Genomic DNA, 26,863 nt, shown 5'->3' with positions numbered 1-26,863 from the left:
TCGCGCGCGGCCTTGCCCGCTGACAGTGGCGCGATCGCCACGGTTCAAAAGGATCGCGCCAAGCGACCTCTTCGGAGCGGGGCGGGGAGGGACTACTCGCCCCGGGTGAAGGTGCGCCGGTACTCGCTCGGCGTCGTCCCCAGGATCCGCTGGAAGTGTGTCCGCAGATTCGCGCCGGTCCCGAGCCCGACGTCGGTGGCGATCTGCTCGACGCTCCGCTCGGAGCGCTCCAGCAGCTCGCGGGCCATGTCGATGCGGGCGCGCATGACCCACTGCATCGGCGTGTACCCGGTCTCCTCGACGAAACGGCGTGAGAACGTGCGCGGCGAGACCGCGGCCTGCCGCGCGAGGACGTCGAGGGTGAGGGGTTCGTCGAGTCGGCGCAGGGCCCATTCCCGGGTGGCCGCGAAGCGCTCGCCGAGGGGTTCGGGCACGCTGCGCGGCACGTACTGCGCCTGACCGCCACTGCGGTAGGGGGCCGCGACCAGGCGCCGGGCGGCGTGGTTGGAGGCGGCGACCCCGAGGTCGCCGCGCAGGACGTGCAGGCACAGGTCGATGCCGGAGGCGGCGCCGGCCGAGGTCAGCACGGTGCCCTCGTCGACGAACAGGACGTTCTCGTCGACCCGGACCAGAGGATGCTTCGCCGCGAGCGCCCTCGTGTAGTGCCAGTGGGTCGTGGCGCGCCGCCCGTCGAGCAGGCCGGTCGCGGCCAGCGCGAAGGCGCCCGTCGAGATGGCGGCCAGCCGCGCGCCCCTGCCGTGCGCGGCGAGCAGTGCCTCGACGACGGCCGACGGCGGATCCTCCCGATCCGGGAACCGGTAGCCGGGGATGAAGACGAGATCCGCCCACGCCAGCGCCTCCAGACCGTGGGCGACGTGGTACGACAGCCCGTCCCCGCCGCTCACCAGCCCGGGTGCCGCGCCGCACAGCCGTACCTCGTACGGCATGCTCGCGCGCGTGGTGAACACCTGCGCGGGGATGCCCACGTCCAGGGGTTTCGCGCCTTCGAGGATGAGCACGGCGACACGGCGGAGGCGGGAGGCTGACACGGGGACAGGCTACGCAGAGGTCAGGCGTCCTCGACCCGCGCGGTGACCGGCGTGCCGATCTCGACCGTGCGGCTGACCGTGCACAGGCGGTCGTGGGAGGTCTTCACCGCCCGGGTCAGGATCGTGCGGGCCCGGTCCGCGCCCTCGCCGTCCGGGAAGGTGACGGTGAAGGTGACCGCGAGGTCGGTCAGCCGGTTGCCGAGCTCGTCGGCGACCTTGTTGCCGCTCACCTCGACCGTGAACGCGTCGGGCTCGGCGTGACGGGTGGTGGCGAGGTCCACGTCCACCGCCGTGCAGCCGCCGAGGGCGGCGAGGAACAGTTCGACCGGGGTGAACTCGCTGTCGGAACCGGTGCCGAAGCTGATCGTGCCGCCCCGGATGTTGGTGGCGACGAAGTGGCCGGTGCTGGTGCGCTCGACGGTGACGGACCGCGCGGAGTTTTCGCTCATGACGAGGACATTAGTGCGGGGCGCCGAACGGCGCCCACGGGCCCCGGACCCTGTCGGCACGCCCGGGTTCAGGACGCCCCGCCTCACCCGTGCAGCGACCGGTACGCCTCGACCGCCCCGGGGTGCAGGGGGATGCTGCCCGTGCCGATCAGGCTGCGGACGTCGAGGAACTGGGCGCCGACGGCACCCTCGGGCACGAAGGCCGGGGCCCGCAGGACGAGGAGGCGGGTGAGGGCCTCGGCGGTCTCGGGGGCGAGGTCGGGGCGGCAGACGAGGAGGTTGGACACGCCGATGGTGGCGACACCGGCGGAGGCCCGGTAGGCGTCCTGCGGGAGTTCCACTTCCTCGAGTCCGGAAGCGGCGAGACCCCCGGGACCCGCGACGCCGGGCAGCTGACCGGCCAGGGGGAGGAACCGCAGCCCGGGGTCCGCGTCGAGGTCCGTCAGGGTGGGCAACGGTACGCCGCCCGCGACGAGCAGTCCGGCGACGGATCCGGCGCGCAGCTGGCGGGCCGCGTCGGCCAGCCGCAGGTGGCGTACCGGTAGGTCGGTCCCCGGGGTGAGGCCGGCGGCGTTCAGGAGGCGTTCGCCGAGCAGGGCGGCGCCCGACCCGGGAGCACCGAGCGAGACGGGATGACCTGCGAGGTCGGCCACCGAGCGCACCGGGGCGTCGGCACGGACGGCGAACTGGAGGTAGGTCTCGTAGACCCGTCCGATCGCGCGCAGGGGCACCGGACGGGGGAAGAGCGCGGTGTCCTGGGCCGCGCGGGCCGTGTCGGTGAGGACCAGGGCGAGGTCCGCCCGGCCGTCACGGATGAGCTCGATGTTGGTGATGCTGCCCGCGGTGGTGCGGATGCGGCAGCTCAGGCCCGGGTAAGAGAATTCCAGTTCGGCGGCGAGGAGGCGGCCGAAGGCGGCGTAGAACGCGGTGGGTTCACCGGTGGCCAGCCGCAGGACACCGTGTGGGCCGGGGCGCCGGGAGGAGGTGTCGCCGGTCAGGGCGCCGCCGAGGGCCGCGGCGGCGGTGAGGCCGAGGGCGGCACGCAGTGCGGTGCGGCGGTTCACCGGGATCCTCCGCCCGGCAGAACCGCTCTGGCCGTCAGGCCGCGCGGGTGTGCCGGGGTCAGTTCGAGGCGGCCGCCCCTTCCGGCCAGGAGCTGTTCGGCGATGGCGAGGCCCAGTCCGGTGCCGGAGGTGCCGTTCTGGCGGGCCGAGCGCCAGAAGCGGGTGGTGGCCTGCCGGAGCTCGTCGGGGGTGAGGCCGGGGCCGTCGTCGGTGACGGTCATGACGGTGTGCGGGCCCTCGGTGGTGCAGCGCAGTTCGACGTGGGCGCCGGGTCCCGCGTACTTGATGGCGTTGTCGACGAGGACGTCCGTGATCTGGGCCAGTTCGCGGTCGGTGCAGGCCGCTGAGGCGGGAGTGCCGGCCGTGACGGTCAGGTCGACGCCTGCCCGGTGGGCCACCGGGTGCCACAACCGGTGCTGGGTGAGGGCGACCTCGGCGGCGTCGCAGCGGGCGTCGAGGGGGTCGGTGACCGTGAGTTCCCCGGCGCGGTGCTCGGCGGTGGCGAGGGTGAGCATGTCGTCGAGAAGGGTCTCGAGCCGTTCGAGTTCCGTGGTGACGCCCTGATAGGTGCGGTCCGCCGAGGCGGGCAGGTGGGCGGAGAGGGCGTCCACCCGCAGCCGGAGGGCGGCCATGGGGTTGCGCATCTGGTGGGAGGTGTCGGCGACGAGCCGTCGCTGCTGTTCCAGGGCGGCGGTGACCGCGCTCGCCATCCGGTTGAAGCCGGTCGCCAGCAGACGCAGTTCCGGCGGCCCGCCGGCCCGGGTCTGGTCGGGCGGCAGGCCCGCGGCCAGTTGACCGACGGCGCGGTCGAGGCGGCGCAGGGGGCTGACCACCCAGCGGGTCGCGGCCCGGGCGAGGACCGTGCAGGCCAGCGCGACCAGGGCGGTGCCGGCCAGCACGGCGCTCCACCGCCAGGTGATGTCGTCCGCCGCCGTGCCGACCGAGGCACGCAGCACGACCGCTCCGGAGACCTGGGTGCCGGTGCCTGCGGGTTCGGCGAACATCCGGTGGCCCCGTGACCAGGGATGCAGCGAGCCGGTCGGGTGCGCGGTCTGGTTGCGCAGGGCCGCGGCGACCAGCCGCGCCACCCCGGGGTCCGAAGCCCGCATGCCACCGGTCTCGACGACCGGGCGGCGGCGGGTGTCGGTGACCACGAGGGGTTCGCCGTAGAGCTGGGTGTAGCGGCGGGCCTCCGCGGTGAGCGCGGAGGTGTCTCCGGTACGGGCGGCCTGGTCCATGAGGGAGGCGAAGCGGTCGAGGTCGGAACTGCGGGCGAGGACGAGCTGCTGGGTGCGGTCGGAGGCGGTGAACAGCAGCAGCGGGACGGCGAACGCGGCCACCGCGAGCACCCCGAACATCAGCAGCACGGCCTGGACCCTGGTACGCACGTGCGGTTCCTCAGTCGCCGAAGCGGTAGCCGAAGCCGCGGATCGTGGTGAGCAGGTCGGGGCGCCCCAGCTTGGTCCTCAGCTGAGTGAGGTGCACGTCGAGCGAGCGGGAGACGGACTGGTAGGCGTCACCCCACACCTCGTCCAGCAGCTGCTCGCGGCTGACGGCGGTGCCCGCCCTGGCGGCGAGGACGGCGAGGACGTCGAACTCCTTGGTGGTCAGCTGGATCCCCGACCCGGCCACCCGGACCCGGCGGGCGTCCAGGTCGACCTCCACGTCACCGACCCGGACCGTGGGCAGGGACGGCGGGCCGCCACGGGCCACGCTGCGGCGGGTGACGGCCTCCATACGGGCGAGGAGCTCCTTGAGGCGGACCGGCTTGACGAGGTAGTCGTCGGCGCCGAGCCGCAGCCCGCGCACGACGGAGCGCTCGTCGCCGCGTGCGGTGAGCACGACCACGGACATGTCGCTCACCGTCCGCAGCCGGCGCAGCACGTCCAGGCCGTCGGTGTCCGGCAGGCCCAGGTCGAGGAGGAGCAGATCTGCGCTGCGGTGATAGGTCAGGACGTCCCGGCCGTACCGCACCCGCCGGGTGACGTGCCCGTGGTCGTAGAGCACCTCCACCAGGGCGGCGGCCACTCCGTCGTCGTCCTCGGCCAGGAGTATGTCCACGCCGCCCGCCTCCTCTCCTGCATCCGCCGCGGCCTCGCCCATGTCCGGAAGGCATGGGTCCGGGTCCGAATGTAGACCACCTTCCGGTGCGCTCCGCCGCTCTGTTAAGGAGACGTTAGTTCTGCGCCGGGCGGTCTCCCGACGCCTCCGACCTGGTCCGACGCTGCTCCCGTCGACGACGACACCGTATGACGGAGGTAGCAGCACATGATCATCGACTGTCACGGCCACTACACGACCGCGCCCCCGGCGCTGGAGGCGTGGCGGGCCCGGCAGATCGCCGCGCTGGGCGAGCGGACCGCCGCCCCGGCCCCGTCCGACCTGCGGATCGGCGACGACGAGCTGCGGGAGAGCGTCGAGCCGAACCAGCTGCGGCTGATGGACGAACGCGGCATCGACCTCACGGTTTTCTCGCCCCGCGCGTCCTTCATGGCCCACCACATCGGCGGCTTGGAAACCTCCGCCGCGTGGGCCGCCGTCTGCAACGAGCTCTGCCACCGCATAGCCGCCCTGTACCCGCAGCGGTTCGCGCCCGCCGCGATGCTCCCGCAGTCCCCCGGCGTCGACCCCGCCACCTGCGTCCCTGAGCTGATCCGCTGCGTCGAGGAGTACGGCGCCGTCGCGGTGAACCTCAATCCCGACCCCTCCGGCGGCCACTGGACCGCTCCCCCGCTCACCGACCGCTCCTGGTACCCGGTGTACGAGAAGATGGTCGAGTACGACATCCCGGCGATGGTGCACGTCAGCACGAGCGTCAACCCCGCCTTCCACACCACGGGCGCCCACTACCTGAACGCCGACACCACGGTGTTCATGCAGCTCGTCCAGGGCGACCTCTTCACCGACTTCCCGACCCTGCGGCTGGTCATCCCGCACGGCGGCGGAGCGGTCCCCTACCACTGGGGGCGCTTCCGGGGCCTGGCGATGGCACTGGGGAAACCCCCGCTGGAGGAGCACGTCCTGGGCAACGTCTTCTTCGACACCTGCGTGTACCACCAGCCCGGCATCGACCTGCTCTTCGACGTGGTCCCCGCGAAGAACATCCTGTTCGCGTCGGAGATGATCGGCGCCGTCCGGGACGTCGACCCGTGCACCGGCCACCACTTCGACGACACCGGCCGCTACGCCGAGGCCGCGAAGCTGCCCGCCGACGACCTGGCCGCCGTCCAGGAGCACAACGCGCGTGCCGTGTACCCGCGGCTGGACGCCCTGCTGCGGCGACAGGGGCGCTGATCCGGATGCACCTGCTCTCCCCCAAGTCCCCCGGCTGGCTCGACTGGCACCCGGACCCGACCGTCCCCTCCTTCCGGCTCCCGGCCGGCACCGTCGACACCCACTGCCATGTCTTCGGCCCGCAGGCGCGGTTCCCGTTCGCGCCGGAACGCAAGTACACGCCCTGCGACGGCGGCAAGGAGCAACTCTTCGCGCTGCGCGACCACTTGGGCATCAGGCGCAACGTGGTCGTGCAGGCCACCTGTCACGGTGCCGACAACAGCGCCATGGTCGACGCCGTCCGCGCTGCCGGGGACCGCGCACGGGGCGTCGCGACGGTACGGCCCGACGTCGACGCGGCCGAACTCCAAGCCCTCCACTCGGCGGGCGTACGCGGTGTGCGGTTCAACTTCGTCCGGCGGCTGGTGGACGCCTCACCCGAGGACGACCTGCGCGCGATCGCCGAGAGGATCGCCCCGCTCGGCTGGCACGTCGTCCTGTACTTCGAGAGCGCCGACCTGCCCGCACTCGAAGGGTTCTTCGCCTCGTTGCCCACACCGCTCGTGGTGGACCACATGGGCCGGCCGGACGTCACCCAGCCCGTGGACGGCCCGGAGTTCAGCCGCTTCCTGCGTTTCGTCGACGCCAACGACGTGTGGGTGAAGGTCACCTGCCCCGAGCGCCTCAGCGTCACCGGTCCCGCCGCCCTCGACGGTCAGCGCAACGCCTACACCGACGTCGTGCCCTTCGGCCGACGGGTCGTCGAGGAGTTCGGCGACCGGGTGCTGTGGGGCACCGACTGGCCGCACCCCAACCTCACCGACCACATGCCCGACGACGGGCTCCTCGTCGACCACATCCCGCACCTCGCGCCCACCGAGGAGCAGCAGCGGCGGCTGCTGGTCGACAACCCGACGCGCCTGTACTGGCCCGACGAGGCCTGAGGACGTCCCCGCCTTCCCCTCCCACTCCGACAAGGGCCGCACATGCAACGAGCCAACGCGCTGAACCGGCTGGACCGGCTGCCGGTCTCCCGCTTCCACAAAGTCACCCTGCTCGCCGTGTCGTTCGCGTACTTCTTCGAGTTCGCCGACATCAACACCTTCGCCACCACCGCCCCGAAGCTGATCGACCTGTGGGGCCTCACCGTCGACCGGATCGCCTACGTCACGTCCCTGTCGTTCGTCGGCATGTTCATCGGTTCCGTCGTCGCCGGGACCATGGCCGACCGGTGGGGCCGCAAGCGGACCCTGCTGCTGACCACCCTGTTCTTCGGGGTGTTCTCGTTCGCCTCGGCGTTCTCCTGGGACCTCGCCTCGCTGGGCGTGTTCCGCGTCCTGACCTCCGCGGGGCTGGCGGCGATGACCGTCGTGGCGGTGATCTACGTCAACGAGATGTACCCGTCGGCCGTCCGCGGGAAGTTCCAGGCGTACGCCATCGTCATCGGGATCTGCGGCACCCCGGCCACCAACCTCATCGCGAGCGCGGTCGTGCCGCTGAGCGACTGGTCGTGGCGGCTGGTCTACCTGTGGGGCTCGCTGGGTCTGCTGCTCGTCCTGTTCACGCGGCACCTCAAGGAGTCGCCGCGCTGGCTGGAGAGCCGCGGCGACCACGACGCCGCGGACGCGGTCCTGCGGGAGATCGAGACACGCGTCGCCGCCGAGAAGGGCCCGCTGCCCGAGCCGGCGCCGCCCGTCGAGGAGGCCCCGGCGGCCAAGGCCTCGCTGCGGGTGCTGCTCCAGCGGAAGTACCTGATGCCGACCCTGCTGCTCACCGTGCTGTGGGTGACCCAGACCATCGGCTTCTTCGGCTACTCCAGCTGGGCTCCCACCCTGCTGGCCAAGGAGGGCTTCAGCGTGGAGAAGTCCGTCTTCTACGTCGCCCTCACCACCGTCGGCGCCCCGCTGGGCTCCTGTCTCGCCGCCCTGGTCACCGACCGGTTCGAACGCAAGTGGTGCCTGGTCGCCTTCGGCACGGTCATCGCGCTGTGCGGTCTGCTGTACGGACTGACCTTCAACCCGCTGCTCATCGTGGTGTTCGGCTTCCTGGTGAACCTCTTCGAGCGCGGCTACACGGCCCTCGGCTACGCCTACTCCCCCGAGTTGTTCGACACCCGGGGCCGTTCCCTGGGCACCAGCGTGTCCTACGGCCTGGGACGCCTGTCGAACGCCGCCGGACCCCTGATCGTCGCGGCCCTCTACAACGGCCACGGCTACCAGAGCGTCTTCTACTTCATCGCGGGCACCTGGCTGGCGGGCGCGATCGTCCTGGCCGCCTTCGGCCCGCGCACCCGGCCGAAGCGCGTGCCGTCGGATCAGCCCCTGCGGGAGCGCGTGGCCGGCTGAGGCCACGGGGGGGGCGGACGGGATCACCACTCCGCATCCACCGCCTCCGTCAGCCGGAGCACGGTGGCCGCGTCCGGCCGGCAGCCGAGCAGATGCGCGGTCTCGCGGCTCGCGAACGCGCGCTGCTCGTCGATGACCGCCGGATCGACCGCGCAGCCGGCCTGCACGTACACGTAGTTGAGGAAGGTCGCGAACAGCATCGAGAAGGCGTCCACGCCTTTCACGACCGCCCGGCCTCCCGCCGCCCGGTAGGCCCGTACGATGCGCCGCGCCGCCTCGGTGTCCAGGTCCTCGCCGCCCGACCACACGTACAGGGCACGGGCGAGTTCCCGCTCGGCCGAGACGGGTCCGGCGTTGTCCCAGTCGAGGAGGACCGGCCCGTCGGCGCCGACCAGGACGTTGTGCGGCCGCATGTCGAGATGGGAGGTCACCACGTCGCCGGGGGCCGACGGCGACACGTGCCGTCCCAGTTCCGCCGCGGTCGTGGCGACGAAGGCTCCCAGCTCCCGCACCCACGGCAGGCCCGCACGCTCGGCCTTCTCCAGGAGTTCGGCCCATGCGACGTCCCGGGGGCACTCCTCGTACCAGCCGCTCGGAGTCCCGCTCGCGCCCTCGCCCGCCCGGTGCAGGAGGGCGAGCGTGCGGCCGCACCAGCTCAGGAGCTCCGGGTCCGACGGGTCGGCAGGGGTGCCGTCGACCCAGTCGTACAGCTTCGTCCAGGAGCCTTCGGGAAGCCGTACGACACGGGCGCCGGTGCGGTCGGGCAGCAGACGGGGCGCGGACACGCCCAGCGTCCCGGCCGCGTCCCGCAGGGCGGACTCGGCGCCGACGTCCGGCTCGTCCTTCTCGAAGAGCAGTTCTTTCACCGCCCACGCGGTGCCGTTCCCGGACAGCTTCCAGATCTGTCCCAGGGCGCCGCGGGCGACGGGCGTCATCGTCCAGGTTCCCGCACCCAGTCCGTAGGCGTCCGCGATGAACGCGCCCGTGTTCCGCATGCACGTCCCCGTCCTCGTCGGCCAGTTGACGAAGCCTATTCGCAGCAGTCCGGCGCGCCGGTGTCCAGGCGGCAGAAGCAGGAGGCCTCGACCGGTACGTCGGCCAGCGCGGCGGCGATCCGCAACTGCTGGGCGACGATCCGGGCCTCCCCGTGCTTGTTCCCGCGGACCAGGCATTCGTGGAGGCCGTGCAGCGCCCACACGTTGCCCGGGTGCTGGAGCGGGCGCGGGAGGCTGTCGTCGAGGCCGAGGTCGGCGCGGTAGACGGCCTCCGCCTCGGCGATGCGCCCCTGTGCGAGCAGGAGGGCACCGTAGGCGTGGCGGGTGGGCTGCATCCAGCCCCACGGTTCGTCGTAGGGGAGGTTGTCGTCCAGTGCGACCGACCGTTCCAGCGCCGCGAAGGCGAGGTCGAACTCGCCCTTGCGGTAGGCGAGTTCGCCGTCCAGCATCGCGGAGGCGATCGCCAGGATGTCGGCGCACGTGTTGTTGAAGAGCATCCGGGTCCCGGGGACCTCGCCGGCCGCGCGGTGGAACAGGGCGCGCTCGCGCTCGGCGTCGGTGATGCGGCCGAGGGCGGCGCAGGCCACGCCCCGGGCGTAGTGGAGCATCGCGGTCGTCACGCAGTACAGGCGCGGGTCGGCGGGCAGCGGGAGGTCCAGGATGTCCGCCCAGCGGCCGAAGCGGATCAGGACGTGGACGCGCATCGCGAGGAAGGCCTCCAGCCAGTCGGCCATGGGCGGGCTCTCCACCCGCAGCAGCTCCTCCGGGATGGACGCCTCCAGCTGCGCGGCGGCCTCCAGGGCGGTCTGCGACTGGCCCAGGAACATCGCCCCGTAGATCTTGAAGTGGTGGTTGTGCGAGCGGTAGAGCGTGTAGAAGTTCATCGCTCCGCCCCGCTCCAGGGCCTTCTCGTCGGCGGCGATCGCGGCGCTGTTGTCCGCCACCACCCGCCGGTAGTCGCCGCACAGCACCTCCAGGTGCGAGGGCATGTGCAGGAGGTGCCCGGCGTCCGGGACCAGGCCGCGCAGCCGGTCCGCGACGGGAAGGGCCAGTTCCGGCGTGGGTGACATCTCCATGAGGTGGACGTAGAGGTGGAGCACGCCCGGGTGGGTGCGGCCGGTGACGCCGGCGAGCGATCGTTCCAGGACGGCCCGGGCCTCGCGGGTGCGGGCGCCGGCGGCGGGCTCGCCGGTGCGCAGGTCCCACAGCTGCCAGGGCGTGAGGTTCATCAGCGCGTCCGCGTACAGGGCGGCCACGTCCGCGTCGTCCGGGGCGAGTTCGTGGACGGCCCGCATGCTGTCGGCGTACGGCGGGTTCCACACCGCGCAGTCCTCGGCGGGCTCGGCCTGCGGGTAACGGGCGCGCAGGGCGCCGATCAGGGCCCGCTCCACCACGGTGGCCCGGACGGCAGCCTTCTCGTGCGCCGACTCGACGGCCGCGTGGGTGCGCTCGACGGTCCGGGCCAGGTCACGGTCGTCGAAGAACTCCCAGGGCTTGTTGTAGTTGGGGCCCAGCGCGTAGGCGATGCCCCAGTGGGCCATCGCACAGTCCGGGTCGGCGGCGGCCGCCTTCTCGAAGCAGGCCACGGCCTCCTCGTGGTGGAAGGCGTACGTCCACACCAGGCCGCGGTCGAACCAGAGCTGGGCCTCGGCGGAGTCGGTGCTGACGGGCCGGCCGTGGGAGCCGAGGTCGTAGTACTCCATGAGCCGCTCCTCGCACTGCGCGCTGTGCTGTCGGGGAGTCGATTCTGCCCCGAAGGAGGGCCTTTCGGGCGCGTGGGAGGCGTTACGTCCCCCGAACGAACGCAGGTGCCGGAGAGGAGACTTGTGCGGTCGTGAGTCCCCTCTCCGGCACCGGTCGGGCGGTGCTAAGCCGTCACACACGGAAGATCTCGAGGAAGCTGCTCCAGAAGCCCTTCTTGGCCGGCTTCTGCGCTGCGGGCGCGGGGACGCGCGCCGCCTGCTGGGGCTGCTGGACGACGGTCGGGCGGGGCGCGGTGGGCACGCCGTACGCCGAGGCCATCCGGGTGGCCGGGGTGGGGCTGAACTGCACGGGAAGGGTGGCCAGGGCGCGGTGGAACGGGCCGGGACGCCACTGCAGTTCCTGGGCCGGGACGCTCAGGACCAGGTCGGGCAGCGCGTTGAGGATCAGCTCGATGGCCGTGACCGCGATGACCTGGGCGGGGCTCTTGGCCGGGCAGGCGTGCGGTCCCGCACCCCAGGCCAGGTGGGCGCCGCGGCTGTGGGCCTGGCCCGAGGAGGCGAGCGCGGGGTCGCTGTTGGCCCCGGCGAAGCTGATGACCAGGGGGGAGTTCGCCTGAACCACCACTCCGCCGAGGTCGACGTCCTGGAGCGGGAAGTGTGTCGCGTAGTTGGCGATGGGCGGGTTGTTGAGCAGGACGTGGTCGAGGGCGTCCTCGATCTGCATGCTCGGGCCGTCCCCACCGTCCCGGTCCAGGAGCAGGAGCAGGGCGTTGGCGATGAGGTTGCGCTCGGGCTCCACGCCGGCCCCGATCAGCATCACCAGCTGGTCCTTGAGCTCCTCGTCGCTGAGGCCGGCGGGGTGCTGTACGAGCCAGGAGGTGATGTCGTCGCCGGGTTCGCGGCGCTTGAGGGAGACCAGCTCCATGAAGCAGGCGGTGAGTTCGTCGCTGGCCTTGAGCGCGTCCTTGCCGTCGAACATGTCGGCCATGGCGCTGGTGACCCGGTCGCCGATGGCCGCGGGGCAGCCGAACAGCTTGTTGATCATCAGCAGCGGCAGCAGCTTGGCGTAGTCGTTGATCAGGTCCGCCCGGCCCCGCTCGCTGAACTGGTCGATGAGGTAGGCGGCGATCGGCTCGACGTCGCGGCGGATGCGGGTGACGTTGAGGCGGTCGAGGCTCTCGGTGACCGCCTTGCGCAGCCTGAGGTGCTGGGCGCCGTCGGTGAACAGGCAGTTGGGCCGGTAGGCCATCATCGGCAGGACGGGGCTGTCGAGGGGCACCCGGCCGTCGTTGAGGGCGGTCCAGCGGCGGCCGTCGCGCGCGAACAGGTTGGGGTTCTGGAGCACGCGCAGGGCGGTCTCGTGGTCGACGACCAGGGTGGCGTCGACGCCGGGGGCCAGTTCGACCGGTCCGGCGGGGCCGTGCGCCCGGAGGTAGTCGTAGACCTTCTGCGGGTCGGCGGCGAAGGAGCCGTCGTACATGGGGCATCTGGCCGCACCGGTGGCGGCCGTGTCGTGAACGTCCATGTCTGTGTCCTTTGGTGGCCCGGACCGTGCGGTCCGGGCGGGGGGTGGTGGTTCAGGCGGCGCGGTCGAGCAGGTGGCGCACCAGGGCGATCAGGGCGCGGGCGGAGGAGCGCTGGTCGCGGGCGTCGCAGTAGATGACCGGGGTGTCCGGGAGCAGGTCGAGGGCTTCGCGGATCTCCTCCTCCTCGAAGTGGCTGGTCTGCGAGAAGGTGTTGACGGCGATCGCGTACTCGAGGCCGTACTCGTCGATCAGGTCGATGACCGGGAACGTCTCCTCCAGCCGGGAGGGGTCGACCAGGAGCAGGGCGCCGAGCGCGCCGCGGGCCATGTCCTCCCACAGCTGCATGAAGCGCTGCTGTCCGGGGGTGCCGAACAGGTACAGCACCAGCTCGTCGCTGAGGGTCAGCCGGCCGAAGTCCAGCGCCACGGTGGTGGTCGCCTTCTCCGGTGCCCCGCGCAGGTCGTCGACGTGCATGGACGCCTGGGTCATCTTCTCCTCGGTGCGCAGAGGAGTGATCTCCGACAGGGACCCGATGAAGGTCGTCTTGCCCACGGCGAAGTGTCCGACGACCAGGATCTTCGCGGCGGTGGTCACCTCGGAGGAGACGTATATGGAGCCGTTCGCCCCGGGGTCAGCCGATGTTGAGGGTTTCGAGTCCATGCAGAACCTTCTCGAGTATCGCTCGGGGAACGTGCTGGGCGGGGGCCGGTTCAGCGCGGCGCAGGAGGTGCCCCTGCTCGAATAAATCGGACAGCAGCAGTCGGGCCACGCCGACGGGCAGTCCCAGATGCCCGGCGACCTCGGCGACCGACAGATAGCCGCCCGAACAGAGCTCCCAGATCGCCCGGACCTCGGGACCGGCCCCGAGCGGCAGGGTCCGGTCGGGGGCCAGGCACACCAGCGTGTGCAGGGCCAGGTCGTCGTCGGAGGGGAGACGACGGCCGCCCGTGATGACGTAGGAGCGGACGAAGTCGCTGGTTACCGGAGCGTCCTCGCCTGGCCAGGTCATGCGTCTGCGCCGGTGTGCTGGCGCGGCGTGGCGCTCATCGCCTTGGTCAGCGCGCCCACCGTCTTCTGCATCCGGATCGACATGGCCTCCATGTCCACGTCCAGGGCGGTCGACACGGCGAGGTAGGAGCCGCTGCCCCCGGCGATGAGGAAGATCCATCCGCCGTCGAACTCGATCAGTGTCTGCTTCCACAGGCCCTTGCCACCGCCCACGAAGGGGGCGACGCTGCGGCACAGGGACTGCAGGGAGCTCATCGCGGCGGCGTTCCGTTCCGCGTCGTCACGGACGATGCCGTCGGAGCGCTGCATCAGCAGGCCGTCCGCCGAGACGAGGATGGCGTGGCGGGCTCCGCGTACCTCGAGCACGTCGTTCAACACCCACGACAGGTCGGGATTCACTGGTTCTGAGGTCCTTCCGTGTTGTCTGAGTCCCGCCCGAGCAGGGTTCCGCGAGCGAATGCCTTGAGCCGTGAGGCGGTCTCCTCGCCGGCCGCGTCCAGGTCGGGCACCTCCGTGCTGGGGGTGGCGACCACGGAGACGGTGCCGTTGCGGCGGCGACGGCGCTTGGGCAGGCCTCCGGCGGTCTGCCCGACGACGAGGGAGGTGACCGGGGTCGGCTTGGCCGCGACGGGCTCGCTCGCGTGCTCGTCGAGTTCGACGGGGGCCGGTGCGGGCACGTCCGCCGTCAGGAGGTTCTCGGGCACCCGGATCACGGCCCGCACACCGCCGTAGGGGGAGACCGCGTCGACGGACACGTGGAAGCCGTAGTGGGCGGCGAGCTTCCCGGAGAGCGCGAAGCCGAACTTGGGCGGGTCGCCCAGGCTCGTGATGTCCACGGCTCCGCCGGAGGTCAGCAGGGACGCGGCCCGTGCCTTGGTCTCCTGGTCCATGCCGAGACCGGCGTCGTCGACGATCAGGCAGATCCCGGTGGGGACGGCCTGGATGTTGATCTCGACGGGGGTGCCGGGGGCGCTGTACTTGGTGGCGTTGTCCAGCAGTTCGGCCAGGACCATGGCGACCGGTTCGACCGCCCGGCTGGTGATCGCGACATTGGCCTGCGAGTGGACCTTGACCCGCTCGAAGTCGCGGATCCGACCCTGGGCGCTGCGGGCGACGTCGTACACCGAGGCGTCCCGGTCACGCCGGCCGAGCCAGCCGCCGCAGAGCACCGAGATGCCCTTGGTACGGCGGCTGAACTGGCTGCCGGTGTGGTCGACGAGCATCAGGTCGGCGAGGACCGCGTTGTCGTCGCCGTACTTCTGCTGGAGTCCGTCGAGCAGGGCCAGCTGCTCCTCGGCGAGGGTCGCCAGGGTGCCGACGGCCGACTTCAGGGTCGCCTTGGTCGCCGACTCGGCGTCCTTGCGCACCTCTTCCAGGTCCGCGGTGTGCCGTGCGCTCACCGACGAGTAGGTCGTCTGGAGCTCGGCGAGCTGACCTCGCACGCTCGCCATGTCGCCGTGCAGTTTGTTGTTGTTCGCGCGGAGCTGGATGTTGGTTCTCCGTGCGCGCATCACTGCGAATATCGCAGCGATGAGTACCACGAGCAGGATCCACAGGAGTGGATCTTCGAACAATGACGTCATGAGACTCTCTTCAAGTCGCCTCGCGTCGGGAGACTGACCGTGCATGGGACCCCGGAAATGCCCGCCGCCGTGCGGCGCGGGCCCTACCGGCGGACCAACCGTCACTCCTTCACGATGGGGCCGATTTGGCTGTCCCCCGTACGCGCGTATGACGCGTCATCAGCCTACTGAAAAGTGTAATGATCTTATCAGCCATCACAGTGTCAACAGGCGTACCGCGCGCCACACTTGACGACCCTCCACAAAGATCCCGCAAACGCCTCATCGGCTGTCGGCCCAGGGCGGTGGCCGCCGCCCGGGCGGCCGCACGGATCCCCTGGTCGGACCCCTCTTCCATGATCAACTGCCGCAGCCTACCAAGGTCGTGAGAACGCCCCGCCCCGCTCACGGAAAACTCGTTTGCGGCCGGCGCGCCCGCCCCCGACCCTTGCCCCATGCCCTATCTCCTGCGCGCTGCCGCGCCCACCGACGCGTCAGCCGTCACCGACCTGCTCAACGAGATCGACCGGATCGAGATCGGGCGGCCCGAGACCGACCTGCACACGGTGGAGTCCGACCTGGCCCACCCCGAAGTCGACCTCGACCGTGACTCCTGGCTGGCCTTCGACGGACCACGCCTGGTGGCCTACGCCCTGGTCTGGGACGACTCGAAGGGCGAGCGCGTCGACGCCGACCACTACGTCCTTCCCGACCACCAGCAGGCCGGCGAGCTCCTCCTGGAGGCGGTCGAGACCCGGGCACTGGAGAAGGCCCGGGCGAACGGCGCCTCGAAGGCCGTGCTCCACCTGCACCTCAACTCGGCGCCCACGACCGACCTCGCACTGATACGGGCCCGCGGATGGTCGGCCGTACGCCGTTATCACGTGCTGGAGCGGGCGCTGCGGGCCGATGAGGACCTGCCGCCCGAGCTCCCCGCGGGCGTGCGGGTGCGGGCCTGCGCCGACGAGGCGGACCAGAAGCAGGTGTACGCCCTCTACCAGAGCGCCTTCGCCGAACACTTCGACTTCCAGCCGCGCTCGTACGCACAGTGGCTGGCCGACATCCACGCGGACCGGCTCGACTGGTCGCTGGTGTGGCTGGTCTCCACCGAGGACCTCGGGGACGTCGGTTTCCTCATCGCCCGCGACGACCGCGAGGCCATGGGCTGGATCCGCAGCCTCGGCGTCGTCCGCGAGGCCCGCGGCCGCAGCCTCGGCGGACTGCTGCTGCGGCAGGCCTTCGCGGCGTTCGCGGCCCGCGGGCGGGACACCGTGGGACTGGGCGTGGACACCGAGAACGCCACCGGAGCCCCCGCGTTGTACGCACGGAACGGAATGTCGGTCCATTACGCCGTCGACACCTGGGAAATCGTGCTGGACTGAAAAGTGAACGCCGCGGGAAAACCTTATCGATTCCTGTCGCGCAACAACGCGCAGACGAAGTTCTCCTGAAGTGCCCGCATTCTCTGCAGCCCCTGCGCGTCCGAGGATTGCGTGATCTGGGCGGTCACCGAGAAGGTCAGAGAACGGCGACCGTCGGGGGTGGCCGCGATCAACTGCGTATATCCGAGCGTGTTACCGGTGTGCCCCAGGACGACACCGCATCGCGTCTCGTACCGGAAGACGGCCAGGCCCGCCGAGTTGCGGCCCGGTCCGGCCGGTTCGGACGCGCCCTCGACCCACTGCCGCTGCTGCTCGACGGCCGTCCGGCCGTACAGCCGTCCGGCCGCGTAGCCCCGGATGAAGCGGGTCATGTCGGCCGGGGTGGAGACGATGCCTCCGGAGGCCCAGACGCCCGACATGCCGATGACCTCGCTGACGTCCTGCGGGGTGGCGGGTTGGCTGACGTCGTAGCCGTGCAGGTAGGGCTCCGGCATCCGGTTGCCCTGCGGAAGGCTGGTGGACTCCAGCCCCAGCGGCGCGTACACGAGGTCGCGCAGCAGTTCCTCGTACGGCTTGTGCGTCACCGCCTCCGCCATGAGCGCCACGGCGATGTTGTCCGAGTTCGAGTAGCGGTACTGCGTGCCCGGCTTGAAGAGCAGGGGGTCGTCGGCGATGTAGTCGAGCAGGTGCCGGGAGTCGAAGTGGTGCAGGGGGTCGGCCCGCAGCTCGTCCACGAACCCGTCGCTCTTGGAGTAGTCCGGCAGACCGCTGGTGTGGCCGAGGAGTTGACCGAGCGTCACTGACGCCCAGGCGTCGGGGAGTTGGGGCAGCCGCTCGCCCAGGGTGTCGTCCAGGCGCAGAGCACGGCGGTCGACCAGGGTGAGGGCCACCGCCCCGCTGAACGCCTTGGCCGTACTGGCGATGCGCATGTGGTCGTCGGGGCCGGGCCGGCGGTCCGTGCCGACGTCGGCGACCCCGGCGCGCACGACCCGCGTGCCGTTCTCGGTCCGCAGGACGGCGACGGCCCCGGGCGGCCCGCCCGTGCGGTTCACGAAGGCGTCGAGCTGACGCTGGAGCGACTGGTCACCCGGCGATTCGGTGGCACCAGCCGTCGCCGGGGCCAGCGCGGTGATGCAGGCCGCCAGGACGGTGGCCGCTCGCAGACGGGATCGACGTAGAGACATGGGGGCTCCCGGAAGTGGGGACGCAGAGCCACGGACTCGTGCCGTGAATTCACCCCGCCGGAGGTACGGTCCGAATTCGGTTTCCCACACCCACCATAACCACGTCGATTTCGAGCTGCCATGTGGGCCGCGTCAGGCGCTCGACGCATCCGGCGCCGGCGCCTTCTGCCCTTCTGCCCTCTGCCCTTCTGCCCGAATGGAAGAAGTGGCTGCCCGCCGCTGGAATCACACGGCGGACAGCCACTTCGCTAGGTGTTCGCGCCGGTCCCCGTCACATGGAGCGGCGGCTGGTGCGGCGCAGGAGAACGAACCCGGCGATCAGGAGGACCGCGCCGAGTGCGGCCGGCCACATCTGGGTGCCGGTCTCGGCGAGACTGCCCTGGTCGCCCTGGGCCGCGGGCTGCGCGGCGAGCGGGGGCTGGGCGACGGCACCGGCGGCCTCCGTGCTGGTGCCGTCCTGCGGAGCGGGCTGGGCCGCCTGATCATTGCCGGTTCCGGGCGAAGGGGCGGTCGTGCTGTGGGCGGTGGGTGAGCTGTAGGTCTTCGGCTCGTTGTCGGCCGGGGCGGTCGTCTGCTCGTCGCCCGCGGGGGCCTCGGCGGTCCGGGTCGGCTGCTGCTGCGGCTCGTCGCCGGTTCCGGGGGTGTCCTCGGAACCGTTGCCGTCGCCGTTGCCGCCGTTGCCGTCGCCGTTGCCGTCACCCGGGTTCTGGGTGGCGCCGGGGTCCGGGGCGGAGCCGCCACCGTCGCCGTTGTCCCCGTTGTCGCCGTTCCCGTTGTCCCCGTTGTCGCCGTTGTCGCCGTTCCCGTTGTCGCCGCCGTTGCCCGGGTCGTCCTGGCCCGTGCCCGCGCCGCACTCACGGCCGTCGTTGATGCAGCCGACCATCTCGTTCATCAGGTTCTCGTCGAAGACGTTGATGAAGTCGCCGTGATCGGTGACGGGCTTGTGCAGCTGCTCCGGGAAGGAGTCGACCGCGAACAGCGGGGTCGTGCGGCCGCCGTCGTTCAGGCTCGGCGCGTCGACGTCGTAGACGATCCGCTGGACCAGCTGCGGAATGGCCTGGAAGCCGTTCGGGCAGGTGCCGTCGTTCTGGGCGAACGCCACGTGGGTGCGGTGGTTGGCGCTGTCGATGTTACGGCCGTCCCAGCAGCTCTGGAACTTGAAGGTGCGCACCACGTCACTGCCCTGCGGGCACAGCGGGTACTTGTCCTTCAGCTGCCGGTCCTCGAACCCGGTGCAGCTCCAGGACGCGTTGGCGTTGGCGGTGCCGTTGACGAAGGCCTTGGCGTCACCGGTGATGATGCGCAGCAGACGGGGCATCGCGGTGACCTTGCTGCGGGGGTTGCCCACGAACGTCAGCGTCACCTCCTTCGGGGTGACGATCTCACCGGCGTTGCCCTCGATGCCGCCACCGGGCTTGTCGGCGTCCTGCTCCTGCGCGCCGTTCTGGAGCCGGATCACGGGCCAGTAGTACGTGGACTTGTCGCCCTGGTCGACACAGCTGGTCTCGGCGTTCGCCAGGTCCTGGTCGCTCGCGAAGGCGGTGTTGGACTGGTTGCCGATGTAGTCGTGGAAGTGGTGGGCGCCGTTGGAGACGCCCGGGGCCACGATGACGTTGTCCGAGTTGAACAGGCCGTTCGCGTTCACACCGCAGCTGGTGACGAAGGTGCCGCGGGAGGCGTCGCCCTGAGCCGGCGGCGCCTGTGCGGCGGGCGGGGCACTGTTGATGTCGGCGTAGTCCGCGGCGACGGGACCGTTGCCGGCCTGCCCGCCGTTCCCCTGCTGACCGCCCTGGTCCTGGCCGTCGCCGTTCTGGTCCCCCTGGTCCTGGCCGTCGCCCTGCTGGCCGTCCTGGTTCTGGCCTTCGCCCTGCTGGTCTCCCTGGTCCTGGCCGTCGCCGTTCTGGTTCTCGGTCTGGCGCAGGGTGCAGCCGGCCATGTCGCCGAGGCCGTCGGGCTGTCCTCCCGCGCGTTCGAGGGCGGCGGTGATGCGCTCGATCGTGTCGGCGCGGTTCTCCTGGAGCGGGTCGACGATCCGGCTCTGTGCGGAATCACGGTCCGTCACCGACGGATCCTGCAACTGCTGGTAGGCCTCGGCTATCTGCTGGTCGAGCAGGGCGAGTTCCTTGTCCACCTCCGCCCGTGACTCGTCCGGGACGCTGGTGAGCGTGTCCCCGACGTCCGGGCAGTCGATCGTCACGGCTCCCCACGATGTCTGCTGCGGCGTGCCGCTCTCGGTGGCGGAGGCGTACACGTTCGCCGCGACCAGGCCACCACCCCCGAGCATCAGGGCCACTGCGGCGAAGGTCGCACGTCGTGCGCCTGTCGGTCGTCTGCGATTGCTGCGTCCCACGGAACTACTCCTGCGCGTGTCGACTCTCCGGGCATGCAAATCCCCCGCCCCATACGGACGGCGGGCCCCCTGTGTTCAAGCGCCTCGGAAATTCACAGCACTCTCATACGGAACAACGGGTTCCGCCACCCCTCTCGAACCTCCGTACAGGGAAAACGAGATGACTCGCCCCCATCTGCGCCCTTACGGTTCTCGTCATGACCAGCCAGGACACCGGGCACCTCCTCAACGTGGTGGACGTCGAAGCCACCTGCTGGCCCGGCTCCCCTCCCCCGGGCGCGGTCAGCGAGATCATCGAGATCGGGCTGACGGTCGTGGACCTGTCCACCGCCGAGCGCGTCGGCCGGCACCGGATCCTGGTACGGCCCGCCCGTTCCCGTGTCAGCCCCTTCTGCACGGAGTTGACCGGCCTCACCCAGCAAGAGGTCGACCGGGGGCTGACGTTCGGTGACGCCTGCCGGCTGCTGGCCCGCGACCACGCCTGCGGTACGCGCCCGTGGGCGAGTTGGGGCGACTACGACCGTCACCAGTTCACCCGGCAGTGCGCGGCCACGGGAACGCCGTATCCCTTCGGGCGCCGCCACACCAACGCCAAGGCCGTCTTCACCGAGGTGCACGGCCTGCGCAAGCGCCCGGGCATGGCCCAGGCACTCACCCACGCCGGGCTCCCCCTGGAGGGCCGCCACCATCGCGGCGAGGACGACGCGTGGAACATCGCGGGCCTGGTACTGCACCTGGCGGAGCGGAACGGCTGGCCTTCGGAACAGCAGCCCCGCCCTCCCGCTCACGGCTGATCCGCGATCGCAGGGCGGCGCGTCCCGTCCCGGCCGGCCCCCGCACCACTGCCCCAGGGGCGCGGCGAACCGTGCGCTCGCCGCCAGCCGCCCGCAGACGACGATCGACCCACCGCAGCCCCTCCCCACGTCCCCGATGGACCACCGTGTCGAACCCCCGGCCCCGGGTACTCGGGGCTCGCCGTCACGGCCCCTCGGATGCGGGCCGGCCAGGAAGGGGGCACTGATGACGCAGCACGCCGACGAGGACGTCGACCGCCACGGGGGCGCCGCCGGACTCCGACTGGCGACGGGGAGCGCCGCCGACGCGCTCGCCGCGAGTCTGCCTGTCGACCGCAACCAGGCGATCCTGGAAGCGGCCAAACAGGTCGGCGCGATCCTGAAACGGGAAGGGCATCCGTTCGCGCTCGCGGGCAGCGTCGCCGTGTACGCGCACGGCGGCGCCCAGAATCTCCAGCACGACGTCGACTTCGCCATCCTCCCCGAGGACGCGCAGTCCGTGGCCGAGACCCTGCGCGAGGCGGGTCTGGAGGTCCGGACCCCTCCGGAGGACTGGCTGCTCAAGGCCGACTGCATGGGCCAGCAGGTCGACCTGATCTTCGAACTGGCCCACCAGCCGGTCACCGCGGAACTGCTGGCACGCGCCGACGAACTGTCGGTGGACTCGGTGTTCATGCCGGTGCTCTCCCCGACGGACCTGCTGCACAGCCTGCTGTCCGCGTTCTCCGAGCACCACTGCGACTTCGGTGCCGTCCTGCCGATCGCCCGCGCGCTGCGGGAGAAGGTCGACTGGGACGCCGTACGCCGGGGCTGCGGGGACGCGCCGATGCCGGACGCGTTCTTCTACTTCCTGGAACGGCTGGGGGTCATCGAGCCGAGGAGCGAGGTGGAACGCTCATGAGCGGGACCGCCCCGGAGTCCGGGGAGAACATCGAGTACCGCGTCGCCCACCTGCGCGACCGGCTCGCCGCGGAGGAACTCGGCGAGCTGGGGGTCCGCGCCGAGGTGCGGGCCGGAGCGGTCGTGGTCACCGGCACCGTGCCCTCGGCCCAGTGCCGGGAGACCGTCCTGCGCACCGTCCGCGAGGAGTTGGCCGGGCTGTCCGTGCACACCGACGTGGTGGTGGCCGAGACCGCCACGCCCGATCATGCGGAGGAGCTGCCGTGATCCGCGTCGCCGCCGTGGGGGACATCCACATGGGGCTCGAGAGCCAGGGCGTGCTGCGTCCCGCCTTCGACACCCTGTCCGACTGCGCCGACCTGCTCCTGCTGGCCGGGGACCTCACCCGGCACGGCACACCGGAGGAGGCCCGGGTGGTGGCCCAGGAGGTGCGGGACCTCCCGGTGCCGGTCGTGGCGGTCCTCGGCAACCACGACCACCACGACGAGCAGCCCGAGAAGGTCACGGCCCTCCTGGAGGACGCCGGTGTCCGGGTCCTGGAGGGCGAGGGCACGGTCGTCGAGTGCGGCGGCACCCGCGTGGGCGTCGCCGGCACCAAGGGGTTCGGCGGCGGGTTCGTGGGCCGCAGCGCGGGCGAGTTCGGCGAGCCGCTGATGAAGGAGTTCGTACGGTACTCACGGCGCTGCGCGGACGGACTGCGTACGGCGCTGGAGGAACTGGGGCGGCAGGGTTGCGAGACGCGGGTCGCACTCACGCACTTCTCCCCCGTCGCCGACACGCTCGCCGGTGAGCCGCCGGAGATCTACCCGTTCCTCGGCAGCTACCTGCTGGCCGAGGCGATCGACACCGCGGGGGCCGACCTGTGCGTGCACGGACACGCCCACGCGGGCACGGAGCACGGGATGACGGCCGGCGGCGTGCGGGTGCGGAACGTGGCCCAGCCCGTGATCCGGCGGGCGTTCAACGTCTACCACCTGCACGCCGGCTGAGGACCACGACCGGGCCCCGTCCGCGGCTGAGCGCCCCCTCAGCCGCGGACGGACGCCCGGTCGTGGTCCTCCCACGCCTGGTCCCGCAGCTCCGGGCGCAACAGCACCTCCACGGCCGTGCGGGCGAGCGCCTCCGCCGCCGCGAGCATCACCTGGCGGCCACGCTCGGAGCCGGCCGCGACGGCGAACTCGGGCGTGTGGTCCGAGCCGTCCTCCTCCATGATCGCCACGAAGGGGTGGATGGCGGGCACCCGTCCGCTGACGTTGCCGACGTCGGAGGAGCCCAGGTAGACGCCCGGCGCGGGGGGTGTCATCGCGATGCCGGTCCCCGCCAGGTGCCGGGCGAACCGGTCCGACAGCACCGCGCTGTCCCGGAAGTGCTCGTATCGGGGCGTGGCCCGTTCCACCGTGACGGTCGTGCCCGTAGCCCGCGCCACCCCCTGGGCGCAGGTCAGCAGTTCCCCGGCCAGGTCCTCCAGGGCGGCCGTCGTCACCGCGCGCAGCCCGAAGAGGCCCTCCGCGTACTCGGGGACGATGTTGGTCGCCTTGCCGCCGTCCGTGACGATGCCCTGCACGTGCGAGCCCTCGGGCAGCCTGCGCCCGATCACGGCCAGCGTGTTGAACAGCTGGACGAGCGCGGCGAGCGCGTCGATGCCCTCGGTGGGGTTCCCGGTCGGGTGGGCGGCGCGTCCGCGGAACCCGACCCGGTACTGGGCCTGCGCGGTCAGCGGCGCCCACTGCCAGTTGTGCACCCCGGGGTGGAACATCAGCGCCGCGTCGACGTCGTCGAACAATCCCGCCTCGGTCTCGGCGACCTTGCCCCCGCCGCCCTCCTCCGCGGGTGTGCCGATGGCCCACACGGTGCCCGCGTCCCGGTCGAGGACGGCACGGGCGGCCAGCGCCGCGCCCAGGCCCGCCCCGGCGATCAGGTTGTGGCCGCAGGCGTGGCCGAGACCGGGCAGCGCGTCGTACTCCAGCAGCAGGGCCACCGCGGGGCGGGCCCTGGTGCCGGAGCGGGCGGTGAAGGCGGTGGAAAGTCCGGCGACATCCCGCTGCACCGTGAATCCCGCCCACTCGAGTTCGCCGCACAGCAGTGCGGCCGCCCGGTGCTCCTCGAAGGCGTACTCCGGGTCGGAGTGCAGCATCCGCGCCATGTCCCACAGCCGATCCGCCCGTGCGGCCACCTCTCCGCGCACTCGCGCGAGCACCTCGTCCACGGCGTCGGTCACATCGGCCTCCCAGGAACGTCGTACGCCTGTGTCCTGGTGCGGGTTCCTTCCAGCGGGCCGCCTTACACCCTGGTCGCCGTTACCGGTCACGGGCCACGGGTACTCAGGAGCGGACAACAGGAGTTCGCAGGGAGGCCTTCATGAAGGCGGACCGGATTGCGGAGCCATGGGGCGACCGGACGCCGTACCGGCGCCACGGGGACTGGCCCTCCAGGGTGGACGCACACCTCGCCGAGGGCGTGGAGCCCGGCGCGGTGCAGAAGTGGGTGGCGGCGGCCTCGCTGCTGCACTCCGGTGGTGACGCCATGGACATCGCCGTCGTCGACGGCCGTATGGCGGGCGTACGGGGGCGTGCGGCGGACCGCGTCAGCCGCGGCAGGCTCGGGCCCAAGGACCTGTTCGGCTGGCAGGCGAACGCCTCCCCCGACCGGTTGACCAGGCCGCTCGTACGGCGCGACGGACACCTCGTGGAGACGGACTGGGACACCGCGATGGAGCTGGTGACCGCCCGCACCCGGGAACTGCTCGCCGAGCGCGGCCCCGGCTCGGTCGGCTTCTACACCAGCGGACAGCTGTTCCTGGAGGAGTACTACACCCTCGCCGTGCTCGCCCGGGCGGGCATCGGCACCAACCATCTCGACGGCAACACCCGTCTGTGCACCGCGACCGCCGCCGAAGCCCTGAAGGAGTCCTTCGGCTGCGACGGCCAGCCGGGCAGCTTCGACGATCTCGACCACGCCGACGTGATCGCACTGTTCGGCCACAACATGGCCGAGACGCAGACCGTGCAGTGGACACGCGTCCTCGACCGGCTGGCCGGCGGCGATCCGCCGCGGTTGCTGTGCGTGGACCCCCGCCCGACCCAGGTGGCCCGGCACGCGACCGTGCACCTGGCGCCGCGCGTCGGCACCAACGTGGCGCTGATGGACGCCCTGCTGCACGAGACGATCCGGCACGACCGCGTCGACCACGACTTCGTCGAGGCGCACACGGTGGGTTTCGAGGAGCTCTCCGAGCGGGTCGCGTCCTGCACGCCCGAGTGGGCCGCGGACATCTGTGACGTGCCGGCCGCCCGGATCAGTGAGGCGGCCGAACTCGTCGGCACGGCGGACGCCCTGCTGTCCACGGTCCTCCAGGGCTTCTACCAGGCACACCAGGCCACCGCCGCGGCCGTTCAGGTCAACAACCTGCATCTGATCCGCGGCATGCTGGGCCGCCCGGGCGCGGGAGTGCTCCAGATGAACGGCCAGCCCAGTGCGGAGAACACGCGCGAGTGCGGTGCCGACGGCGATCTGCCCGGCTTCCGCAACTGGCAGAACGACGCCCATGTGGCCGATCTGGCGAGGGTGTGGAACGTGGAGCCGTCCACGATCCCGCACTTCGCGCCGCCCACGCACGCGATGCAGATGTTCCGCTACGCCGAGCAAGGCTCGATCGGGATGCTCTGGATCAGCGGCACCAACCCGGCCGTCTCCCTGCCCGAACTGGCCCGCATCCGCGCCCTGCTGGCGCAGGAACGGCTCTTCACCGTCGTACAGGACCTGTTCCTGACGGAGACCGCACGGCTCGCCGACGTCGTCCTGCCCGCCGCCACCTGGGGCGAGAAGACCGGCACGATCACGAACGCCGACCGGACGGTACACCTGTGCGACAAGGCGGTCGAGCCGCCCGGCGAGGCCAGGCCCGACCTGGACATCTTCCTCGACTTCGCGCGCCGCATGGACTTCCGCGACAAGGACGGCGGCCCGCTGATCGGCTGGCGGGAGCCCGAGGAGGCGTTCGAGGCCTGGAAGCGGTGCAGCGCGGGCCGCCCCTGCGACTACACCGGCATGACCTACGACCGCCTGCGCGGCGCCGGTGGCATCCAGTGGCCCTGCACCGAGGCGAACCCGCGGGGCACCGAGCGGCTCTACACGGACGGCATCACCTGGGCCCACCCCGACGACTGCGAGAGCTACGGCAAGGACCTGGAGACCGGGGCCGCCGTGGACCCGGTGGAGTACCGCTCGCTCAACCCGGACGGCAAGGCCGTGCTCAAAGCGGCCGCGTACGTCGAGCCGCACGAGATGCCCGACGAGCGGTACCCGTTCCAGCTCTCGACGGGCCGGACGCTCTACCACTTCCACACCCGGACCAAGACCGGCCGGGTGGCACAGCTCGACGAGGCCGCGCCCGAGGTGTGGGTGGAGGCCTGCGCGGCGGATGCGGCCCGCCTGGGACTGGGCGAGGGCGACCTCGTCCGGGTGGCCACCCCGCGCGGCGCCCTGGAGGCGCGGCTGCGGGTGACGGACATCCGCCCGGGCCTGCTCTTCGTGCCCTTCCACTACGGCTACTGGGACACCAAGGAGGGCGACGGCCCGGACCGCGGCGGTCCCGGACGCGCCGCGAACGAGACGACGATCACCGACTGGGACCCCGCCTCCAAGCAGCCCCTGTTCAAGACCGCGGCCGCCGCGCTCACCCTCGTCGCCCACGCGGACGGACGGTACGCGCCCGCCCCGACCACCACGGCCTCGGCCCCGTCGGCCCCCGGCTCCGTGCCGGCCACGGCCGGCGGGCGGCAGGCGTACGCGACACAGGACAGCGGCCCGGGAGGCACGTCATGAAGGACGGCATCGCCCACACCCTGCGCGCCCTGCATCACGGGGAGCGGCGCCTGGCACGGGACCTGGTGGCCGTGTCCGAACGGCATGCCGGGGAACACGAGGTCCACCACGTCGCCACCGACCTCGCCGCGTGGTCGCGCGAGCACGCCGGGCGGCTGGCCGAGTTCGCGGCGGCCGACGGCCTGCGCCTCGACGACGACAGGCCCGAACCCCTCGCCGGCGAGGCCCCCGAGGGGCTGCTGCTCCTGTACGACCTGCGTGCCCTGCACCTGGCCGCGACGGAGAACTCGCTGCACTGGGAGATGCTCGCTCAGGCCGCCCAGGCGACCCGGGACGAACGCCTGCTGGAGCTGGCGTCCGCCTGCCACCCGCAGACGCTGCGCCAGATGCGCTGGACCGACACGTTGATCAAACAACTGTCCCCACAGGTCCTGGCAAGCCTGTGACCAGGCATA

General features: G+C 71.7%; 25 protein-coding genes. 10 read left to right on the top strand and 15 right to left on the bottom strand.

The window, feature by feature from the left end; translation table 11 throughout:
• Window positions 1-92 precede the first annotated feature (92 nt).
• The 5 genes from M2163_RS42820 to M2163_RS42800 all read right to left on the bottom strand — a co-directional run bounded on the left by M2163_RS42820 (window position 93) and on the right by M2163_RS42800 (window position 4,623).
• Window positions 93-1,049, bottom strand: a complete 957-nt coding sequence (locus M2163_RS42820) for a helix-turn-helix domain-containing protein (protein WP_280896739.1) — start codon at window positions 1,047-1,049, stop codon at window positions 93-95.
• Window positions 1,050-1,069: 20 nt separating this feature from the next.
• Window positions 1,070-1,498 carry an OsmC family protein gene (locus tag M2163_RS42815; RefSeq protein WP_280896738.1) on the bottom strand — a complete coding sequence of 143 codons (429 nt, stop codon included), beginning with the start codon at window positions 1,496-1,498 and terminating at the stop codon, window positions 1,070-1,072.
• Window positions 1,499-1,581: 83 nt separating this feature from the next.
• Window positions 1,582-2,562 (bottom strand): TAXI family TRAP transporter solute-binding subunit, encoded by a 981-nt coding sequence (locus M2163_RS42810; protein WP_280896737.1) that lies wholly within the window; start codon window positions 2,560-2,562, stop codon window positions 1,582-1,584.
• Window positions 2,559-3,950 carry a HAMP domain-containing sensor histidine kinase gene (locus M2163_RS42805; protein WP_280896736.1) on the bottom strand — a complete coding sequence of 464 codons (1,392 nt, stop codon included), beginning with the start codon at window positions 3,948-3,950 and terminating at the stop codon, window positions 2,559-2,561. The genes M2163_RS42810 and M2163_RS42805 overlap by 4 nt, the downstream gene beginning before the upstream one ends.
• A gap of 10 nt (window positions 3,951-3,960) precedes the next feature.
• Window positions 3,961-4,623, bottom strand: a complete 663-nt coding sequence (locus tag M2163_RS42800) for a response regulator transcription factor (protein WP_280896735.1) — start codon at window positions 4,621-4,623, stop codon at window positions 3,961-3,963.
• Window positions 4,624-4,830: 207 nt separating this feature from the next.
• Between M2163_RS42800 and M2163_RS42795 the strand changes: the two genes are divergently transcribed.
• From M2163_RS42795 to M2163_RS42785, 3 genes are read left to right on the top strand one after another with little or no spacing between them, the layout of a single operon-like run.
• The gene (locus tag M2163_RS42795) at window positions 4,831-5,856 is read left to right on the top strand and encodes an amidohydrolase family protein (protein ID WP_280896734.1); all 1,026 of its coding nucleotides are present in this window, start codon (window positions 4,831-4,833) and stop codon (window positions 5,854-5,856) included.
• A gap of 5 nt (window positions 5,857-5,861) precedes the next feature.
• The gene (locus tag M2163_RS42790; protein ID WP_280896733.1) at window positions 5,862-6,779 is read left to right on the top strand and encodes an amidohydrolase family protein; all 918 of its coding nucleotides are present in this window, start codon (window positions 5,862-5,864) and stop codon (window positions 6,777-6,779) included.
• Window positions 6,780-6,821: 42 nt separating this feature from the next.
• On the top strand, window positions 6,822-8,180 hold the full coding sequence (locus tag M2163_RS42785; protein ID WP_280896732.1) for an MFS transporter: 1,359 nt from the start codon (window positions 6,822-6,824) through the stop codon (window positions 8,178-8,180).
• Between the two features lie 23 nt (window positions 8,181-8,203).
• Here M2163_RS42785 and M2163_RS42780 read toward each other — a convergent pair whose 3' ends face one another.
• From M2163_RS42780 to M2163_RS42750, 7 genes are all read right to left on the bottom strand, one after another.
• The gene (locus M2163_RS42780) at window positions 8,204-9,175 is read right to left on the bottom strand and encodes a phosphotransferase (RefSeq protein WP_280896731.1); all 972 of its coding nucleotides are present in this window, start codon (window positions 9,173-9,175) and stop codon (window positions 8,204-8,206) included.
• A 35-nt stretch (window positions 9,176-9,210) separates the two neighbouring features.
• Window positions 9,211-10,878: a hypothetical protein gene (locus tag M2163_RS42775; protein WP_280896730.1), complete on the bottom strand. Its 1,668-nt coding sequence runs from the start codon at window positions 10,876-10,878 to the stop codon at window positions 9,211-9,213.
• 172 nt (window positions 10,879-11,050) lie between these two features.
• The gene (locus M2163_RS42770) at window positions 11,051-12,403 is read right to left on the bottom strand and encodes a cytochrome P450 (RefSeq protein ID WP_280847476.1); all 1,353 of its coding nucleotides are present in this window, start codon (window positions 12,401-12,403) and stop codon (window positions 11,051-11,053) included.
• Between the two features lie 52 nt (window positions 12,404-12,455).
• Window positions 12,456-13,064 (bottom strand): ATP/GTP-binding protein, encoded by a 609-nt coding sequence (locus tag M2163_RS42765; RefSeq protein WP_280847477.1) that lies wholly within the window; start codon window positions 13,062-13,064, stop codon window positions 12,456-12,458.
• The gene (locus M2163_RS42760; protein ID WP_007386762.1) at window positions 13,036-13,413 is read right to left on the bottom strand and encodes a DUF742 domain-containing protein; all 378 of its coding nucleotides are present in this window, start codon (window positions 13,411-13,413) and stop codon (window positions 13,036-13,038) included. Before M2163_RS42760 ends, M2163_RS42765 begins: the two co-directional genes overlap by 29 nt.
• Window positions 13,410-13,811, bottom strand: a complete 402-nt coding sequence (locus M2163_RS42755; RefSeq protein ID WP_037713893.1) for a roadblock/LC7 domain-containing protein — start codon at window positions 13,809-13,811, stop codon at window positions 13,410-13,412. Before M2163_RS42755 ends, M2163_RS42760 begins: the two co-directional genes overlap by 4 nt.
• Entirely contained in the window at window positions 13,808-14,995 is a 1,188-nt protein-coding gene (locus M2163_RS42750) for an ATP-binding protein (RefSeq protein ID WP_280847479.1), read from the bottom strand. Before M2163_RS42750 ends, M2163_RS42755 begins: the two co-directional genes overlap by 4 nt.
• A 434-nt stretch (window positions 14,996-15,429) precedes the next feature.
• Here M2163_RS42750 and M2163_RS42745 point away from each other — a divergent pair, with 434 nt between their 5' ends.
• On the top strand, window positions 15,430-16,356 hold the full coding sequence (locus M2163_RS42745; RefSeq protein WP_280896729.1) for a GNAT family N-acetyltransferase: 927 nt from the start codon (window positions 15,430-15,432) through the stop codon (window positions 16,354-16,356).
• A gap of 23 nt (window positions 16,357-16,379) precedes the next feature.
• On the opposite strand, the gene M2163_RS42740 is transcribed toward M2163_RS42745, so the two are convergent.
• Window positions 16,380-17,540, bottom strand: a complete 1,161-nt coding sequence (locus M2163_RS42740; RefSeq protein ID WP_280896728.1) for a serine hydrolase domain-containing protein — start codon at window positions 17,538-17,540, stop codon at window positions 16,380-16,382.
• 271 nt (window positions 17,541-17,811) lie between these two features.
• A complete protein-coding gene (locus M2163_RS42735) occupies window positions 17,812-19,824 on the bottom strand; it encodes a DUF1996 domain-containing protein (RefSeq protein ID WP_280897406.1) in 2,013 nt (670 codons plus the stop codon).
• A gap of 263 nt (window positions 19,825-20,087) precedes the next feature.
• On the opposite strand from M2163_RS42735, the gene M2163_RS42730 reads away from it, so the two are divergent.
• From M2163_RS42730 to M2163_RS42715, 4 genes are all read left to right on the top strand, one after another.
• On the top strand, window positions 20,088-20,684 hold the full coding sequence (locus M2163_RS42730; protein ID WP_280847482.1) for a 3'-5' exonuclease: 597 nt from the start codon (window positions 20,088-20,090) through the stop codon (window positions 20,682-20,684).
• A 226-nt stretch (window positions 20,685-20,910) separates the two neighbouring features.
• The gene (locus M2163_RS42725; RefSeq protein WP_280847483.1) at window positions 20,911-21,585 is read left to right on the top strand and encodes a nucleotidyltransferase family protein; all 675 of its coding nucleotides are present in this window, start codon (window positions 20,911-20,913) and stop codon (window positions 21,583-21,585) included.
• Window positions 21,582-21,851, top strand: a complete 270-nt coding sequence (locus M2163_RS42720; RefSeq protein ID WP_280847484.1) for a BON domain-containing protein — start codon at window positions 21,582-21,584, stop codon at window positions 21,849-21,851. Before M2163_RS42725 ends, M2163_RS42720 begins: the two co-directional genes overlap by 4 nt.
• On the top strand, window positions 21,848-22,573 hold the full coding sequence (locus M2163_RS42715) for a metallophosphoesterase (protein ID WP_280847485.1): 726 nt from the start codon (window positions 21,848-21,850) through the stop codon (window positions 22,571-22,573). The genes M2163_RS42720 and M2163_RS42715 overlap by 4 nt, the downstream gene beginning before the upstream one ends.
• A gap of 38 nt (window positions 22,574-22,611) precedes the next feature.
• On the opposite strand, the gene M2163_RS42710 is transcribed toward M2163_RS42715, so the two are convergent.
• Window positions 22,612-23,802 (bottom strand): amidohydrolase, encoded by a 1,191-nt coding sequence (locus M2163_RS42710; RefSeq protein WP_280896727.1) that lies wholly within the window; start codon window positions 23,800-23,802, stop codon window positions 22,612-22,614.
• 140 nt (window positions 23,803-23,942) lie between these two features.
• Here M2163_RS42710 and M2163_RS42705 point away from each other — a divergent pair, with 140 nt between their 5' ends.
• Both M2163_RS42705 and M2163_RS42700 read left to right on the top strand, forming a co-directional pair.
• On the top strand, window positions 23,943-26,408 hold the full coding sequence (locus M2163_RS42705) for a nitrate reductase (protein WP_280896726.1): 2,466 nt from the start codon (window positions 23,943-23,945) through the stop codon (window positions 26,406-26,408).
• The gene (locus tag M2163_RS42700; protein WP_280896725.1) at window positions 26,405-26,854 is read left to right on the top strand and encodes a hypothetical protein; all 450 of its coding nucleotides are present in this window, start codon (window positions 26,405-26,407) and stop codon (window positions 26,852-26,854) included. Before M2163_RS42705 ends, M2163_RS42700 begins: the two co-directional genes overlap by 4 nt.
• The last annotated feature ends 9 nt before the right edge of the window (window positions 26,855-26,863 follow it).

This window comes from Streptomyces sp. SAI-135 (genome assembly GCF_029893805.1).
Taxonomy (GTDB): Bacteria; Actinomycetota; Actinomycetes; order Streptomycetales; family Streptomycetaceae; genus Streptomyces.
The sequence above is the reverse complement of the archived record's forward strand: the minus strand, read 5'-3'. Positions and strand labels throughout refer to the sequence as shown.

Excerpts from the sequence above, each read along its gene's own strand:
- M2163_RS42745 (WP_280896729.1), top strand. The coding sequence starts at position 15,430 with ATGCCCTATCTCCTGCGCGCTGCCGCGCCCACCGACGCGTCAGCCGTC.
- M2163_RS42735 (WP_280897406.1), bottom strand. The coding sequence starts at position 19,824 with ATGCTCGGGGGTGGTGGCCTGGTCGCGGCGAACGTGTACGCCTCCGCC.
- M2163_RS42780 (WP_280896731.1), bottom strand. The coding sequence starts at position 9,175 with ATGCGGAACACGGGCGCGTTCATCGCGGACGCCTACGGACTGGGTGCG.
- M2163_RS42775 (WP_280896730.1), bottom strand. The coding sequence starts at position 10,878 with ATGGAGTACTACGACCTCGGCTCCCACGGCCGGCCCGTCAGCACCGAC.
- M2163_RS42795 (WP_280896734.1), top strand. The coding sequence starts at position 4,831 with ATGATCATCGACTGTCACGGCCACTACACGACCGCGCCCCCGGCGCTG.
- M2163_RS42720 (WP_280847484.1), top strand. The coding sequence starts at position 21,582 with ATGAGCGGGACCGCCCCGGAGTCCGGGGAGAACATCGAGTACCGCGTC.
- M2163_RS42750 (WP_280847479.1), bottom strand. The coding sequence starts at position 14,995 with ATGACGTCATTGTTCGAAGATCCACTCCTGTGGATCCTGCTCGTGGTA.
- M2163_RS42730 (WP_280847482.1), top strand. The coding sequence starts at position 20,088 with ATGACCAGCCAGGACACCGGGCACCTCCTCAACGTGGTGGACGTCGAA.
- M2163_RS42765 (WP_280847477.1), bottom strand. The coding sequence starts at position 13,064 with ATGGACTCGAAACCCTCAACATCGGCTGACCCCGGGGCGAACGGCTCC.
- M2163_RS42700 (WP_280896725.1), top strand. The coding sequence starts at position 26,405 with ATGAAGGACGGCATCGCCCACACCCTGCGCGCCCTGCATCACGGGGAG.
- M2163_RS42815 (WP_280896738.1), bottom strand. The coding sequence starts at position 1,498 with ATGAGCGAAAACTCCGCGCGGTCCGTCACCGTCGAGCGCACCAGCACC.
- M2163_RS42770 (WP_280847476.1), bottom strand. The coding sequence starts at position 12,403 with ATGGACGTTCACGACACGGCCGCCACCGGTGCGGCCAGATGCCCCATG.
- M2163_RS42705 (WP_280896726.1), top strand. The coding sequence starts at position 23,943 with ATGAAGGCGGACCGGATTGCGGAGCCATGGGGCGACCGGACGCCGTAC.
- M2163_RS42790 (WP_280896733.1), top strand. The coding sequence starts at position 5,862 with ATGCACCTGCTCTCCCCCAAGTCCCCCGGCTGGCTCGACTGGCACCCG.
- M2163_RS42760 (WP_007386762.1), bottom strand. The coding sequence starts at position 13,413 with ATGACCTGGCCAGGCGAGGACGCTCCGGTAACCAGCGACTTCGTCCGC.
- M2163_RS42785 (WP_280896732.1), top strand. The coding sequence starts at position 6,822 with ATGCAACGAGCCAACGCGCTGAACCGGCTGGACCGGCTGCCGGTCTCC.
- M2163_RS42740 (WP_280896728.1), bottom strand. The coding sequence starts at position 17,540 with ATGTCTCTACGTCGATCCCGTCTGCGAGCGGCCACCGTCCTGGCGGCC.
- M2163_RS42725 (WP_280847483.1), top strand. The coding sequence starts at position 20,911 with ATGACGCAGCACGCCGACGAGGACGTCGACCGCCACGGGGGCGCCGCC.